Genomic DNA, 14662 nt, shown 5'->3' on the forward strand with positions numbered 1-14662 from the left:
GGCGGATGGGAGCGATGTGCGAGCGGTGATCGCCGGCCGGTACCGGTTGCTCGATCAGGTCGGGCGCGGCGGGATGGGGACGGTCTGGCGGGCCGAGGACGAGCTGCTGCACCGCCAGGTGGCGATCAAGCAGGTGGTGCTGCCGGCCTGGCTCGGTGGGGACGAGCTGGACCAGTTGCGGGCCCGTACCCTGCGTGAGGCGCGCACCGCGGCGCGGCTCAACCACCCCAACGTGGTCCGCGTCTACGACGTGGTCTCCGAGGCCGACGTGCCGTGGATCGTGATGGAGTACGTGCCCTCGCGCACCCTCCAGGACCTCCTCGACGCCGACGGGCCGCTGCCGCCGCGGCGGGCCGCTCGGATCGGTCTGGCCCTGCTGGACGCACTGCGGGCGGCGCACGACGCCGGGGTGCTGCACCGCGACGTCAAGCCGGCGAACGTCCTCGTCGCCGACGACGGCCGGGTGCTGCTCACCGACTTCGGGCTGGCCGTGTTCGACGGCGGCGATCAGACGATGACCGGGCCCGGCACCATCCTGGGCTCGCCGCAGTACGTCGCGCCGGAACGGGCCGCCGAGGGGGTGTCCAGCGAGCAGGCCGACCTCTGGTCGCTCGGCGCCACGCTGCACGCCGCGGTCGAGGGCCGCGCCCCGTACGCCCGCAGCACCGCCATGGCGACGCTGAGCGCGCTGGCCGCCGCGCCACCGGACCCGGCGCCGCACGCCGGGCCGCTGTCGGCGGCGCTGGCCGGGCTGCTGCGTCGCGACCCCGCGCACCGCACCGACCACGCCGAGACGCGCCGCCGGCTGCTGGCCGCGGCCGGGCCCGCCGACGAGCCCGCCCGGCCGGGTGAGCAGACCACTTCGCTGCCCACGGCCGGCTCGTCGCCCGCCGGCACCGCCGCGTCGCTCGGGGCCGCAACCGCTCCGGCGACGGCAGCCGCCTCGCCCCGTCGTGAGCCGGCCGGGCAGCCGACCGCCGACGAGGCGGCCCGGCCGCCGGTCGGGCACCGGAACCAGACCCGGCACGATCCGGACCAGACCCACCCGGAAGCGCCGGACCGGGCCCACCGGCACGACGCGGACCGGAGTCACCGGGACGAGCCGGACCAGACCAGCGGGCACGGCCCGGAGCGGATCGGCGACTCCCCGTCGCCCACGTCGTCCGCCGGCACCTCGACGGGCACGCCGGACGCCGGGCCACGCCGGGATGCCGTGGCCCGGCCCTGGGCCCTGGCGGCGGTCGCGGTGCTGGTCGCCATGGCGGCCGGGATCGGCACCGCCCTCACGGTGGTCGGCACGGGCGCGGACCAGTCCTCGGAGCCGGGCAGCCCTCAGCCGTACGACGTGGGCGCGCCCGGGCCCGACAACCCGTTCCCGCGCGACGGGCGACGCCCGCCCCCGCCACCCGGCGGCTTCGTCCCTCCGCCGCTGCCCTGCGTCCGGCCATGGGTGGACGGTGCCTCGCTACGCTCCGCCCCACCTCGGGCCGGCGACAGGTTCCGGCCGCCCGCCGGGTGGGTGTGGCATGCCGACGCCGGCGGCTTCCGGGTGGCGTTGCCGGCCGACTGGCGGCACTCCCGCGAGGACGACGTCGCCTGCTTCCAGGATCCGGCCACCGGTCGCGCGTTCACCGTGGCGGACAGCGCGGACGCCACCACCGAGCCGACGGCCCGACTGCGGGCGGTGCGGGATCGGGAGTTGGCCGGCGGCACCCTGCCGGGCTACCAGGAGTTCCGGCTCGGTCGGGTCGGCGACGCGATCGAGTGGGAGTTCAGTTGGCTGACACCGCACGGTGACCGGCTGCGCGCCACGCAGATCGTGCCGGACGGTCCGGCGCGGGGCCGCTCCTGGACGTTGGGCTGGATCACGCACGAGCGGGACTGGACGACCGCGGCGAGCCAACTGGCCACCGTCCGGCTCGGCTTCCGAGCCGGACGGTAGAACCGGCGGCACCCGGCGTCAGCCGGTGAGCGCCACGACGCCGCTGACGGTCCAGCGGTTGCCCTCCGCGTCTTCCGTGGTGAACGCACCGACCGGCGGCAACACAGCCACCGCCGTCCCATGGCCGACAGATCGTGCCGACCGACCGCTACGCGCTGCCATACTCCCTGGTGGTCGGCGCGGTCCACGGACCAACTCCGACAACTGTCCGAAGTGGACGAAAAAGACGGTCCCCCTGCGGCGCCGCCGCGAACTACAGTGGCGTAGTTTTGGCGCTCAAGATCCCTGGGGAGGGCGAGCCGAGATGATGGGACCGTCGCACGCGCTGTCTGGCGCGGCGGTATGGCTGAGCGGGTCCTGGGCGCTACAGCACTTCTACGACTACGAGCAGTCGCCGTTGGCGTTGGCCGTCGGCACCGCCGTCTGCGCCGGTGGGGCGCTGCTGCCCGATCTCGATCTGTCCGGCAAGGTCACCCGCAACCAGGGTGGCGCCACCGTGGCCCGTACGTTCGGCGTCTTCTCGCTGTTCGTCGCCGAGGTGGTGGAGAAGGTCTCGCTGGGCGTCTACTACGCCACCAAGCTCAGCCGCGACCCCAAGCGCAGCAACGGTCACCGGACGCTCACCCACACCATCCCGTTCACGGTGCTGGTGGGTTGGGGCACCACCACGCTGTGCGCCCGGTACGGCAAGTGGGCGGTCATCGGCATCCTGTTCTTCATGATCGGTCTCGCCCTGCGCGGCCTGTTCGACGAGTGGGCCGAGCGCGCGGGCTGGGTCATCGTCACCCTGGTCTCGGCCGGCGCTGCCACGTTCACCGCGGCGAACCTGCCCGGCGACCGGGGTTATCCGATGATCGGGCTGGCCGTCGGCGTGGGCTGTTTCGTGCATATCATCGGTGACATGATCACCCGGGCCGGCGTACCGATCCTGTGGCCGATTCCGATCAAACGCCGGATGTGGACACCGATCAGCCTGCCCGACAGCATCGCGCTGCGGGCCGGCGGCAAGACCGAGATCGTCGTGGTCCGCACCGCGCTGACCGTCGTGTCGGTGCTGGCCGCGGTCGGGCTGGTCGCTCCCTCGGTGCTGCAGAAGTTCAATCTCGACCTGTGAGCGTCGAAGCCGTCGACCCGGTGGTCGTGGCCGCCGACGAGGTGGTGCCACGGTTCTGGCAGCGGCTCGGCCTGCCCGGCCTGGTCGACGTGCACGTGCACTTCCTGCCGCCGAGGCTGCGCCGCCGGGTGTGGGAGTACTTCGACTCGGCCGGCCCGCTGGTGGGGCTGGAGTGGCCGATCCGGTACCGGTGGAGCGACGCCGAACGGGTCGACCACCTCCGTCGGCTGGGGGTACGGGCGTTCAGCGCGCTCGCGTACGCCCATCGGCCCGGCATGGCCGAGCAGCTGAACCGGTGGACGCTTGACTTCGCCCGCGACACCCCCGGATGCCTGCCGTCGGCCACCTTCTTCCCCGAGCCGACGGCGCCGCGCTACGTCGCCGAGGCGATCGACGCCGGCGCCCGGGTGTTCAAGGTGCACGTCCAGGTCGGCGGTTTCGCGCCCACCGACCCGGCGTTGGCGCCGGTGTGGGACCTGCTCACCGAGGCCGGCGTGCCGGTGGTCGTGCACGCCGGGCACGCCCCGGTGGGCACCGCGCACACCGGGCCGGAGCCGTTCGCCGCACTGCTCGCCCGGCACCCACGGCTGCCCGCGATCGTCGCCCACCTGGGTGCTCCGGACTATCCCGCCTTCCTGGATCTCGCCGAGCGGCACGAGCGGGTACGCCTGGACACCACGATGGCCTTCACGCCATTCTTCGACCGGTTCGTGCCTTTCCCCGCCGACGAACTGCCCCGACTGCGCGAGCTGGGGCTGGCCGGCAAGGTGCTGCTGGGCAGCGACTTCCCGAACATCCCCTACCCGTACGCCGACCAGTTGACCGGTCTGGCCCGACTCGACCTGGGCGACGACTGGCTGCGGATGGTCTGCTGGCAGGCCGCCGCCACCCTGTTCCACCTGCCCACCCCCACCCACCCACCTTCCCGTTGATCAGATCGACTGTGCCGCCAACCTCATGATCAACAGGGCTGGACGGGGGGTGGGTCAGACGCCGACGCGTTGTTCGGGGACGGTCAGGCCGTACAGGGCCATCAGTTCTGGGGTGTCGACGCGGCTGCCGTCGGCGACCGCGTCGCAGGCGATGTCGACGATCTGGTCCTTGTGCGCCAACAGGTACGGGCGGGCGCCGACATCGGCGCTGGCCAGGGTGGCGATGCCGGGCCAGTGCCGGCGGCCGAACAGCATCGGGTAGCCGCGTAGGCCGTTGTAGGTGGCACAGACCAGCACGTCGGGGAAGGGCAGCGCGGCCACCCGACGGACCGCCGCGGCCGTGAGCCCCGGCATGTCCACCGGCACCACCACCGCCGCCTCGACCCGGTCGTCGTCGATGCCGGCCAGACCGGCCCGGATGGACGAACCGACGCCGGTGCCCCAGGCGCGGTTGACCACCACCGTGGCGCGACTCAGGTCGGCGGTCTCGCGGACCTGGTCGGCCGCGGCACCGAGGACGACCACGATCTGCCCGCAGCCCGCCTCCGTCAGCGTGTCGATCATCTGGTCGACCAGCGGCTTGCCGCCCTGGTGCAGCAGGGCCTCCGGCCCGCCGATCCGACGGCCACCCCCCGCAGCGATGATCATTCCTGCGATCCGGTTCAGAGCTGCGCTCCCTCCAGCGTGGAAGCGGTCGGAGCCGCGCACGGCCCCGACCCTCCCGTCCTACGCACACCGTTTGCAACGACAGCGGTCGGAGGAGAGTGGCGGGGCATTTGGTGTAAATTGGGTATCTATCCGGACTGCATGGACAGTTCTCGGGTACGAGCGGCAGCGGCCCGGCCACCAGTGCGTTCAGGCCGGGCTATGGCTCGCGACGGGTGGCCAGCCGCAGCCGGCGCTTGACACCGCCGGCCGCGCGGGTCCGCAGCCGGGAGAGGACGTTCACCTTGTCGGATGGTGCGTCCAGCTGCTGGCTGAGGATGTCGGCGTTGTCCAGCATGCCGACGATCGTCTCGACGGCGACCTGGAGTAGCTGGTTCTCGTCCAGATCGTCGGGGCTGATGCTCTCCCGCATCACGGTCGGCCGCAGTTCGTCGAGGTCACCGACGATTCGACACGGATAGTCCTGAAGCTCCTTGATCTGCTGCTCGGCCAGCTCCCGCACCCAGTCGGCCCGGTCCAGACCGACGCCGAACGGCGTCCCCTCGCGCTGCTTGAGCACCGCGTCGACCAGGTGCCGATGGACCACCTTCTGGTACGGCGTCCGCAGCGGATACCTGTCGCCCAACGCCAGGTTGACCCGGCGGAGCAGTTCGATCTCGGCCGCGCCGAGCGACGGGTTCGAGATGGGTTCGGCCAGTTCACACAGCCCGTCCGGGATACCCAGGATGCCGGCGAACCGCTGCCACAGCAGGTCCCTCGGTGCGCCGGGCGGCGGAACCGTCACCAGATACCGGTGCTGTGGGGGGACCAGGTCGCCCCAGCGGCGCAGCATGCCCGGTGCGGTGTGGTTGTGCCAGAAGGTGTCGGCCCTGCCCTCCTCGACGGCGCGCAGGAAGGCCCCGAACCGCCAGCCGCTGCGCGCCCGGATGCTCTGCTGCCAGAAGGACGGGAACGTCCGCCACAGGTCACGGCCGGCCGCGATGACGTGGACCTCGGCGGCCTCCAGGCTCTGCACCGCCCGGGCGGCCTGGGCATCGGTCGCCGCGCCCAGCCCCTCGTTGCTGATGATCGCGTCACCGGACCAGTCGCGCACCTTCTCGGCCAGCCGGTCCCACGTCCAGTAGGCGTCGCTGTCCCGCCAGGGCGCCACGCGCAGATCGGCCATCGCGTGGTCGTGCGCCGCCGCACTGGCCGGCAGCAGAATGCCGGCGTCGGCCAGGGCGGCACTGTTGTTCCAGAGCACGTTCTGCACATAGGTGCTTCCCGTTTTCGGCGCACCGATGTGCAGATAGACGCGCCTGGCCATGCCGCCTCCCTGGAATCGACATCACGTCGACCGACGTGGTCACGTTTGCGGAGCCAGGGTGACATACCGCGGGCGTACGCCAAAACAGCGGGCGACGCCTTTTGAGGCGGGCGAATTCCGGGTTGTTCGACGATGCACGGACCACGAAAACGAGGTGAACATCTGGTTGCCGGCGTACGCGGTCGGCGGTTCGTCGAGGGCGATCACGCCGCGTCGGCGTAACACTCCACTATGGACAGATCCACCGGAAAGCGGACCGGCGTGTCCCCGAACAGCAGCGTGGTGGCGCGCCGACCGGCCCGGTCGACCGCCTCGGCGACCTGCTCGGCCTGCTCCGCCGGGCAGTGCACGATCACCTCGTCGTGTTGGAAGAAGACCAGCTCGGCCGGGCTGCCGGCCAACTCGCTGCGAAGCACCGCGAGCAGGGTGGAGGCCCACTCGGCCGCGGTCGCCTGGATGACGAAGTTGCGGGTGAACCGGCCCCGGGACCGGGCCGCCCGGGCTCGCGGCGACTGGACGTCACCGGCATCGTCCGGGTCCGCCGGGGCGTCGTCGGCGCCGAATCCCCCCGTGCCCGGCGGACAGGTCCGCCCCAGCCAGGAGCGCACCAACCCGCCCGCCTCCCCGGTCCGCGCCGCCGCCTCGACGTAGTCGAACGCGGTCGGATAGCTGTGTCGCAGCACCGCCAGGGCCGGCACCGCCGCCCCGCCGGTCTGCCCGTACATGGCGCCGAGCAGCGCCAGCTTGGCCCGGGCCCGGTCGCCGTCGAACGCGTCCCGGGCCAGCGCGGCGTAGAGGTCACCGGTCGCCCCGGCGGCGGCGAGCCGAACGTCACCGGAGACGGCCGCCAGCACCCGTGGCTCCAGTTGCCCGGCGTCGGCCACCACGAGCCGCCAGCCCGGGTCGGCCACCACCGCCCGGCGGATCACCTTCGGGATCTGCAACGCGCCGCCACCCCGGGTGGCCCACCGCCCGGACACCACCCCACCCGGAACGTACTCCGGCCGGAACCGCCCGTCGCGGACCCAGGCGTCCCGCCACGCCCGGCCGTGTGCCGTCCAGATCCGGTACAGCTCCTTGTACTCCAGGACCAGCGGCACCGCCGGATGGTCGACCCCGCGCAGCACCCAGGCTCGGGTGTTCGGCAGCTCCACGCCGACCCGCGCGAACGCCTTCAGCAGCTCGGCCGGACTGTCCGCGTGCACCTGCCGGACCCCGAACGCGTCGGCGATCCGCGCGGCCAGCTCCGCCAGCCGGCGCGGCGGCCCACCCACCGGAGAGGGCTCGCCCAGCAACTCGGCGAGCACCGCGTCGTGCACATCGGCCCGCCAGGGCAGCCCGGCCGTGCCCATCTCCGCCGCGATCAGCGCACCAGCCGACTCGGCCGCCACCAGCAGCCGGAACCGCCCCGGGTCGCCGGTCGCCGCGACCCGGGCGAGCTGGTCGGCGTACACCCGGGTCAACGCGGTGATGCCGGGCCCCGGCGGCCCCGGGACGGCGTCGAAGAGCGCGGCCTGACCCGCGCCGGGCGGGGTGGCGGCGCGCGGCGGCGGATCGGCCGGCACCGGCGCACCGGTCAGCCGCGCCCAGGCCGCCGCCAGCGCGCGGGGCTCACCCCACCGGCCGGCGTACCCGAGCAGCAGCGCCTCGGTCAGCTCCACGTCGTGACACCGCCGCACCGCGACCCCGGCGCGGAGCAACGTCGGGTAGAGCGTGGCCCCGGACGCCCAGACCCAGCGCGGCCGATCGGTGCGCTCGCGGGCGGCCACCGCGGCGGCCAGGTCGACGACCGGTTCGGGCGCGCCCAGCGGCGCACCGGTCGGGTCGAGGGGGTGCAACACTCCCCCACCCCGCTCGTCAGAGACCACCGCCACCAGCACGAACGTGATTCTGCCCGGACCGTGCGACAGACCGGAGCCCTGCTCGTCAGTCTCGACGCAGGTTCATCCGTAGCAGTTCGGATTCGTCGGAGATCCCCGGTGGCGCCTTGGTGCCCGCCGGGAGCAGCGACCACACCTCCTGCTTGCGCACCAAACGGGGACCATCCAACTGCAGCCGCTCGCCGCCGACGGACAGCCGCGCCGTGCCCGCCGCCAGGACGTTTCGCACCCAGTCGGTACGCGGCCCGTACAGGGGCACGAAGAGGTATCCGTCGGGCAGCGGATGGGCGTCGAGCGGAGTCTGGTACGTCCTGCCGGACGACCTGCCGACGTGGGTCAGGACCGGTCGAACCCCCCGACGGATCTCCCGCGGGTTGACGACCCGCTTGTTGAACCGGGCGAGCCAGCGCGGTAACGGCATGCGAACCTCCTCGTTCCTCGTGCGCGTCAGCGAACACCACCGAACCACCTGGCCAACGCCACCTCAAGGGTCTGCTGGTCCTCGCCGACCCAGGCGACGTGTCCGTCGGGCCGGAGCAGCACCGCCGGCACGTCCAGTTCCTCGCTGGTGTCGACGACATGGTCAACCCGGTCACGCCAGCCGCCCACTGAGAGCCGCCCGGTCTGGTCGAGCAGCAGCCCGGCGCCGGAGCGCAGCAGCCCGAACAGTCGCCCGCAGGTGAGCTGGACGTCACGCAGCCGCCGCCCGAGCAGGGGATGCCCCTCGCCGAGGTCGTACCGGACGCTGATCGCCGTGATCTTCTCGATCAGGTACCGGTTGACGTCGTCGAAGTCCATCAGCTGCGTCAGCAGCCGTCGGACGGCGCGCGGCCCCGGTTCGTTGGTGGTCAACTCCATCTGGGCACGCGTGTTGTCGAGCACGTCCGCCGCCACCGGATGCCGCTCGGACTCGTAGGTGTCCAACAGGTCGTCCGGTGCCCAGCCGTCGATCGCCGCCGCCAACTTCCAGCCCAGGTTGAACGCGTCCTGGATCCCGAGGTTCAGCCCCTGCCCGCCCAGCGGCGGGTGCACGTGCGCCGCGTCGCCGGCCAGGAACACCCGGCCGACCCGGTAGCGCTCGGCCTGGCGGGTCGCGTCGCCGAAGCGCGACAGCCAGCGGGGCGAACGCACCCCGAAGTCGGTGCCCGCGTACGCCCGTAGCTGTTGCGTGAACTCGGCGAGCGTCGGCGGCGTCGACCGGTCCTCGGCCACGCCCTGCGCCGGCACGACCACCCGGAACACCCCCGGTGTGCCGGACGGACCGACGCCGAACCGCTTCTCGGTCCTGCGTACCCGCGCCACCACCTCGCTGATCTCCTCCGGGGAGGCGGTCACCGCCATCTCGCCCAGCAGCGTGTCCACTCGCGACGGCTCGCCGGGAAAGCCGACCCCGAGCAGCTTGCGCACGGTGCTGCGCCCGCCGTCACAGCCGACCACGAACCGCGCGCGCACCGGCGACGCGCCGTCGCCGAGCTGGACGGTCACCCCGTCGTCGTCCTGCTCCAGCCCGACCGCCGGGCAGCCCCGCCGGATCTCCGCGCCCACCTCGGCCGCGTGCGTGGCCAGCAGCCGGTCGGTGAGCGGCTGCGGAATGCCGAGCACGTATCCGTGGGCGGTGTCCAGCCGGTCGGGGGCGGGCTTGTCGATGCCCGCGAAGAATCCCCGGATCGGAAACTGCTTACCGTTCTCCAGAAACCGCGCCAACAACCCGCGCTGATCCATCACCTCGATACTACGCACGTGCAGCCCGAGCGACCGTACGAACGGTGGTGGCTCGACCTCCTTCTCCAGCACGAGCACGCTGGCGTGCCGCAGCCGCAATTCGCTCGCCAGCATCATGCCGGTCGGCCCGCCACCGACGATGACCGCATCGAACATGAATCCCCCCGGAAATGCCAATTCTTCAGCTCGGTGGACGATTGTGCGTCACGACCGGGGTCTTGCCGCAATACCGGGGGTGCGGTATATGTTGACAGTGACAAGGAGTTCTCCTCCTTGCCGTTGTGCTTTCCAGGTCCAGCAGGTCCAGGCACGCGATGACCGACAAGATCGACTTCAAGAAGACCATCGACGCCTACCGGGCACCACGGGGACGGTTCCGGATCGTGGACGTGCCCGACCTGCGGTACCTCATGGTCGACGGCCACGGCGATCCGAACACCTCACCCGCGTTCACCACCGCCGTCGAAGCGCTCTACCCGGTGGCGTACAAGCTGAAGTTCGCCAGCAAGCGCGACCTCGGCCGCGACTACGTCGTCCCGCCGTTGGAGGGCCTGTGGTGGGCCGACGACATGGCCGCCTTCACCACGTCGCGGGACAAGTCACAGTGGAACTGGACCCTGCTGCTCATGGTCCCGGACTGGATCGACCGGGCCATGTTCGACGCCGCCGTCGGGCAGGCGGGGGCGAAGAACAGGCCGGTACGCCTCGACGACATCCGCCTGGAACCGCTGGCCGAGGGACGATGCGTCCAGACACTGCACGTGGGCTCCTTCGACGACGAAGCCGCCGTGCTCGCGGAACTGCACGACGAGTTCATCCCGGCCCAAGGGCTGCGCATGACCGGCAAACACCACGAGATCTATCTCAGTGACTTCCGCAGGGTCGCGCCCGACAGCAGGCGCACCCTCCTGCGGCAGCCGGTCACCGCCGAGGCCGCGCCGTCGAAACCAGGATGACCGCGACACCGGCGGCACGTAGGGTCCGGCCATGTCCCGCACCGAGCTGCGGCCGTTCACGGCCGCCGACCTGGCCGCCTGCGCCACCTTGCTCGCCGAACGGCACCGCCGGCACCGCGTCGCCCAGCCGCTGCTGTCCGCCCGGTTCGAGGACGTCGCCGCGACGCTGGCCGAGCTGACCACCGCGTACGAGACGCCGGACGCGTCGGGAGCGGTCGCTCACCGCGGCGGCGTCCCGGTGGGTTTCGTCCTCGGCGCGCCGAAGCCGTCCCCGCTGTGGGGGCCGAACATCTGGGTGGAGGCCGCCGGAATGGCGGCCACCGATCCCGAGGTGATGCGCGACCTGTACGCGCTCGCCGCCACCCGCTGGGTCGACGAGGGCCGCACGGCGCACTACGTCGTCGTGCCGGCGCACGACCCGGAGCTGGTACAAGCCTGGTTCCGGCTGGGTTTCGGCCAGCAGCACGCGCACGCAATCCGGCCCGCCGCCCCACCGGCAGCGATCACCCCGGCCGGGCTGTCGGTGCGTCGGGCGACCCGGGCCGACATCCCGGCACTCGCTCAACTCGACCGTGAGTTGCCGCTGCACCAGGGACAGTCGCCGACGTTCTCCGCCGGCCCGATGAGCACGCTCGAGGAAGCCGCCGCCGAATGGACGGCCGACATCGACAACCCCGCGTACGCCACCTTCGTGGCCGAAGCGGACGGCCAGGTGGTCGGCTCCGCCACCGGTTGCGCCTTGGAGAAGTCGAGTTCGCACCTGAGCCTGGCCCGCCCCGAACACGCCGGGTTCCTCGGGTTCGCGGCGGTCCTGCCGCACGCCCGGGGCGTCGGCGCCGGACGAGCTCTCGGCGCCGCGGTCGTCGACTGGGCGGTGTCGGCCGGCTTCGACAGCGTGGTCACCGACTGGCGAGTCACCAACCTGCTCTCCTCGCGAGCCTGGCCGAAGCTGGGCTTCACCGAGACGTTCCTCCGGCTGCACCGGCTGATCCGCTACTGACCGCCAGATCCGTCGCCGTCGTAGACGTGGGCCGGCTCGTCACGCCAGCCGGCAGTGCGCTACCACCGTCGACGCGGTCCGGCCGCTGCGATCAGGTGGCCGGCTGCTGCCCCGGCCAGAACGGCCACTCCTCGAACGACCGGCAACGTCCGTCGTCGGTGAACCGCATGATCCAGAGGTCGCGGTATTCCTGGTCGACCGGGTCGCCGTAGCGGACCTCCTGGCGCGACACCGCGGTGTCGCCGTCGACCGCGACGATGTCCGTGGTCATCTCGAACACCTCGTCGGGGCCCTTGCGCTGCTGCTCCCACATCTCGGCGATGGCCGGCAGACCGACCACAGGCGTCCAGTACGGTCCCTGCCGATAGCTCGCGTCCTCGGTGAAGAGCGTGACCAGCGCCTGCGTGCCCGGCGTCCGCCAAAGCCGCTCGTAGGCGGCGATCCAGTCGGCGACCTGCTTCCTGTCCATGGACAACACCCTGCCATCCAACGGCGACCGGCGGCGGGATCGTGGACACCTCCCACGCTATTCGCCGGTCCGAGTGCGCCGCTCGCGCAGCCACACGAGCAGAACCATGCCGATGTTGACGACGGCGAGGATCAGCAGGGACGCGTCGCCGGTGTCGGTGGACCTGTCGATCGCGAAGCCCTCGCCGCCGGCCATCACCGTGTTGACGGTGGTGAACAGCACGTTGTTGGCGACGTGGAACGCGACCGGCGCCTCGACGCCACGGCTGACGATCGCCATCAGGCCGGTGCAGACGCCGAACAAGGCGTAGTACCCGAAGAGCCAGGGGTCGGTCGACCCGTGGACCACGGCGAAGCCCACGCTGGAGATCACGAGCCCGAGGGCCAGGGCCGGACGTACCGGACGCAGCCAGGACGCGGCGGCGGGCAGCACGGCGCTGCGGAACATCAACTCCTCGCCGGTGGCCTGGATCGGGGTGCTCAGCATCACGATCACCAGCATGGCGATCGTGGTGCCGGTGACACCGAAGCTGGTCCAGCCCGGCGCGTCGGGTGCGACCAGCGCCACCACACCGATCCCGGCGCCCACCAGCAGCGCCGCGCCGAACAGGTACCGCACCAGGCGGCCTGCGTCGAACGCTCGCGGGAAGCTGATCAGGCTGCGCCACGGCACCCTGGCGGTCCACGCCAGGAGCAGGATCGCCAGCACGCCCGCCATGCCCACGCTGATGTTGACAGCCAGGAACTTCAGCGGAGTGAAGGTGGGTGCCATCGGATCGTCGCTACCCTCGACGACACCGACCACCAGATAGAGCAGAACCTGCAGGACCAGCATCACCAGCGGCGGCACGACGATGACCAGGAGCGGCTTCCACCAGTTCATCCGCAGGTGGGCGCCGAAGGGTCGGGAGCTGTCGACCGCTGGTCGGGACCGCGCGGGGGTCAGCCGGGTACTGGGCATGTCATCCATTGCAGCGCGCGCCGCTCGCACCGGACAGGGCCGCGATGTCACCACCTGACCATGACATTCCCGCAGCCAGACAGGTGACGCGATGTCACTGGCGCCCACGAGGCCGACACCGACAGTGCGACACAACCCATCGCCCGGCACACCAGCGCCGCCCCGCCTCCGCCGACGTGGTGCGCGGTTCGCTACGGCTGCTGCTGTCCGGGCCGACCAGCTCACGGATCCGAGGGCGGAGGGGGTCTTGTTTGTAAGTGGTTACTAGTGTCAGGCTGCGGCTGTGGCGGAACAACGGAGCACGGCCCGACGACGGCGTACGGACGCGATCGACATCGGCATGCGGGTCTTCGCCGACCACGGGCTGACCACAGCGTCGATACAGCAGGTGGCCGACCGGATGGGTGTGTCCCAGCCGTACGTCTTCCGGCTCTTCGGTAGTAAGCGCAACCTGTTCCTGGCCTGTCTGGACGAGTTGGAGGCCCGGATCGGGCAGGCGCTCCAGCAAGAGGCCGGCGCGCACCCGGCCGACCCGTTGCCGGCGATGCGCACCGGCTTCCGGACGCTCATCGCGGACGGCGTCGTGACCGGCCTGTGGTTGCAGGCCTGCGCTGCGGCCCGCTCCGACGCCGTGGTCGCGGCGCACTGCCGGGCCCTGGTCGGCCGGATTCTGGAGCACGCTGGGCGGCTGTCCAGCGCCGGGCCGCAGGAGCTGCGGGGCACCCTCGCGCTCGGCGCGTTGGTGGTGATGCTTCAGGCGTTGGGCATGGACCTGAGCGAGGGCAGCCAGGCCGCGCTCGACTCGCTACGCGGGGCGGAGGCGACGTCATGACCGGAGGGAGTGCGGTGGTGGACGTCTTCGGCGCGACAGCCGAGCTGTACCAGAGCGTCCGGCCGGGCTATCCGCCCGAGATCGCCGACCAGCTCGTCGCCTACCACGGCGGCACACCGGCGTCGGTTGTCGAGATCGGTGCTGGCACCGGCAAAGGGACCGACGTGCTCGCCCGCGTCGGCGCACCCCTGACCTGCCTCGAACCCGACCCACGAATGGCCGCGCTGCTGGCCGCCCGGTATCCGCGCGTTCGCATCCACGGCGACACCTTCGAACAGTGGGCACCGCCCGCCGGCGGGGTCGACGTGCTGGCCTGCGCCATGGCCTGGCACTGGCTGGACCCGGCCACCCGCAACACGCGCGCTCGGCAGGCCCTCGCGCCCGGCGGCACCTTGGCCATCTTCGGGCATCGCTACGACTACGCCGACCCTGATCAACGAGCGGCGATCCGGGCCGCGCTGCACGCGATCGACCCGACCGCACGGGAACGGCCGGCGGACTGGTTCCATCAGGACGTCGTCGACCACGGGCAGTTTCTCGACGTCCGCAAGGAGGTCTTCGGTCACGAACTGCCGCTGGCCAAGGAACGCTACCTCGACCTGGTACGGACCTTCGGACCGTTCCTGACCCGGTCGCCGGAGCAGCAGCGACGCGGGCTGGACGCGCTCGGCCGACTGGTCGACGAGTTCGGTGGCGCCGTGACGCTCAACCTGCGTACCACCCTGGTGCTGGGCCGGGCCGATGCTCGCTGACCGGTGGGGAGTGACGGAGACCGAGGTTCGGCGTGCCTATCCGTGCGACGACTTCGTCGACGCACCAACCCTGCGGGTGTGGCGGGGAGTACGCGAACGTGGTCCCGAGTGAGCTGAGACCGCTCTTCGGG

At 71.9% G+C, this 14662-nt stretch carries 14 protein-coding genes; 7 read left to right on the plus strand and 7 right to left on the minus strand.

Translation table 11 applies throughout. The features are described 5' to 3' along the window. Positions 1-25: 25 nt before the first annotated feature. The 3 genes from O7605_RS30550 (at position 26) to O7605_RS30560 (ending at position 3988) form a co-directional block, all read left to right on the plus strand. Positions 26-1942, plus strand: coding sequence for a serine/threonine-protein kinase (locus tag O7605_RS30550; RefSeq protein WP_269742429.1), 1917 nt, complete (start codon positions 26-28; stop codon positions 1940-1942). 304 nt (positions 1943-2246) lie between these two features. Beyond that, positions 2247-3056: a metal-dependent hydrolase gene (locus tag O7605_RS30555; RefSeq protein WP_269742430.1), complete on the plus strand. Its 810-nt coding sequence runs from the start codon at positions 2247-2249 to the stop codon at positions 3054-3056. 20 nt (positions 3057-3076) lie between these two features. Further along, complete coding sequence (locus O7605_RS30560; protein WP_269742786.1) at positions 3077-3988, plus strand: amidohydrolase family protein; 912 nt, start codon at positions 3077-3079, stop codon at positions 3986-3988. Between the two features lie 54 nt (positions 3989-4042). Here O7605_RS30560 and O7605_RS30565 read toward each other — a convergent pair whose 3' ends face one another. From O7605_RS30565 to rox, 5 genes are all read right to left on the minus strand, one after another. Beyond that, positions 4043-4636, minus strand: a complete 594-nt coding sequence (locus tag O7605_RS30565; RefSeq protein WP_164448187.1) for a nucleotidyltransferase family protein — start codon at positions 4634-4636, stop codon at positions 4043-4045. A gap of 217 nt (positions 4637-4853) precedes the next feature. Beyond that, positions 4854-5960 carry a hypothetical protein gene (locus O7605_RS30570; protein ID WP_269742431.1) on the minus strand — a complete coding sequence of 369 codons (1107 nt, stop codon included), beginning with the start codon at positions 5958-5960 and terminating at the stop codon, positions 4854-4856. Positions 5961-6163: 203 nt separating this feature from the next. Next, the gene (locus O7605_RS30575; RefSeq protein ID WP_269742787.1) at positions 6164-7870 is read right to left on the minus strand and encodes a bifunctional 3'-5' exonuclease/DNA polymerase; all 1707 of its coding nucleotides are present in this window, start codon (positions 7868-7870) and stop codon (positions 6164-6166) included. A gap of 16 nt (positions 7871-7886) precedes the next feature. After that, entirely contained in the window at positions 7887-8261 is a 375-nt protein-coding gene (locus O7605_RS30580) for a nitroreductase family deazaflavin-dependent oxidoreductase (RefSeq protein WP_269742432.1), read from the minus strand. 26 nt (positions 8262-8287) lie between these two features. Then, the gene (gene rox / locus O7605_RS30585; RefSeq protein WP_269742433.1) at positions 8288-9718 is read right to left on the minus strand and encodes a rifampin monooxygenase; all 1431 of its coding nucleotides are present in this window, start codon (positions 9716-9718) and stop codon (positions 8288-8290) included. A gap of 158 nt (positions 9719-9876) precedes the next feature. Here rox and O7605_RS30590 point away from each other — a divergent pair, with 158 nt between their 5' ends. Together O7605_RS30590 and O7605_RS30595 are read left to right on the plus strand one after the other, a co-directional pair. Beyond that, positions 9877-10518: a GyrI-like domain-containing protein gene (locus O7605_RS30590; RefSeq protein WP_269742434.1), complete on the plus strand. Its 642-nt coding sequence runs from the start codon at positions 9877-9879 to the stop codon at positions 10516-10518. Between the two features lie 31 nt (positions 10519-10549). Further along, positions 10550-11518, plus strand: coding sequence for a GNAT family N-acetyltransferase (locus tag O7605_RS30595; RefSeq protein WP_269742435.1), 969 nt, complete (start codon positions 10550-10552; stop codon positions 11516-11518). A gap of 91 nt (positions 11519-11609) precedes the next feature. On the opposite strand, the gene O7605_RS30600 is transcribed toward O7605_RS30595, so the two are convergent. Together O7605_RS30600 and O7605_RS30605 are read right to left on the minus strand one after the other, a co-directional pair. After that, entirely contained in the window at positions 11610-11987 is a 378-nt protein-coding gene (locus tag O7605_RS30600; RefSeq protein ID WP_269742436.1) for a YybH family protein, read from the minus strand. Between the two features lie 57 nt (positions 11988-12044). Then, on the minus strand, positions 12045-12947 hold the full coding sequence (locus O7605_RS30605) for a CPBP family intramembrane glutamic endopeptidase (RefSeq protein ID WP_269742437.1): 903 nt from the start codon (positions 12945-12947) through the stop codon (positions 12045-12047). A gap of 283 nt (positions 12948-13230) precedes the next feature. Here O7605_RS30605 and O7605_RS30610 point away from each other — a divergent pair, with 283 nt between their 5' ends. Both O7605_RS30610 and O7605_RS30615 read left to right on the plus strand, forming a co-directional pair. After that, a complete protein-coding gene (locus O7605_RS30610; RefSeq protein ID WP_269742438.1) occupies positions 13231-13779 on the plus strand; it encodes a TetR/AcrR family transcriptional regulator in 549 nt (182 codons plus the stop codon). After that, on the plus strand, positions 13776-14531 hold the full coding sequence (locus tag O7605_RS30615) for a class I SAM-dependent methyltransferase (protein ID WP_269742439.1): 756 nt from the start codon (positions 13776-13778) through the stop codon (positions 14529-14531). Before O7605_RS30610 ends, O7605_RS30615 begins: the two co-directional genes overlap by 4 nt. Positions 14532-14662: the final 131 nt, after the last annotated feature.

It is taken from the genome of Verrucosispora sp. WMMA2121 (genome assembly GCF_027460185.1).
Lineage (GTDB): Bacteria > Actinomycetota > Actinomycetes > Mycobacteriales > Micromonosporaceae > Micromonospora > Micromonospora palythoicola.

What these genes read in the sequence shown, in the direction of transcription:
- rox (WP_269742433.1), bottom strand. Translation starts at nt 9,718, where the DNA reads ATGTTCGATGCGGTCATCGTCGGTGGCGGGCCGACCGGCATGATGCTG.
- O7605_RS30570 (WP_269742431.1), bottom strand. Translation starts at nt 5,960, where the DNA reads ATGGCCAGGCGCGTCTATCTGCACATCGGTGCGCCGAAAACGGGAAGC.
- O7605_RS30600 (WP_269742436.1), bottom strand. Translation starts at nt 11,987, where the DNA reads ATGGACAGGAAGCAGGTCGCCGACTGGATCGCCGCCTACGAGCGGCTT.
- O7605_RS30615 (WP_269742439.1), top strand. Translation starts at nt 13,776, where the DNA reads ATGACCGGAGGGAGTGCGGTGGTGGACGTCTTCGGCGCGACAGCCGAG.
- O7605_RS30555 (WP_269742430.1), top strand. Translation starts at nt 2,247, where the DNA reads ATGATGGGACCGTCGCACGCGCTGTCTGGCGCGGCGGTATGGCTGAGC.
- O7605_RS30595 (WP_269742435.1), top strand. Translation starts at nt 10,550, where the DNA reads ATGTCCCGCACCGAGCTGCGGCCGTTCACGGCCGCCGACCTGGCCGCC.
- O7605_RS30590 (WP_269742434.1), top strand. Translation starts at nt 9,877, where the DNA reads ATGACCGACAAGATCGACTTCAAGAAGACCATCGACGCCTACCGGGCA.
- O7605_RS30565 (WP_164448187.1), bottom strand. Translation starts at nt 4,636, where the DNA reads ATGATCATCGCTGCGGGGGGTGGCCGTCGGATCGGCGGGCCGGAGGCC.
- O7605_RS30580 (WP_269742432.1), bottom strand. Translation starts at nt 8,261, where the DNA reads ATGCCGTTACCGCGCTGGCTCGCCCGGTTCAACAAGCGGGTCGTCAAC.
- O7605_RS30605 (WP_269742437.1), bottom strand. Translation starts at nt 12,947, where the DNA reads ATGCCCAGTACCCGGCTGACCCCCGCGCGGTCCCGACCAGCGGTCGAC.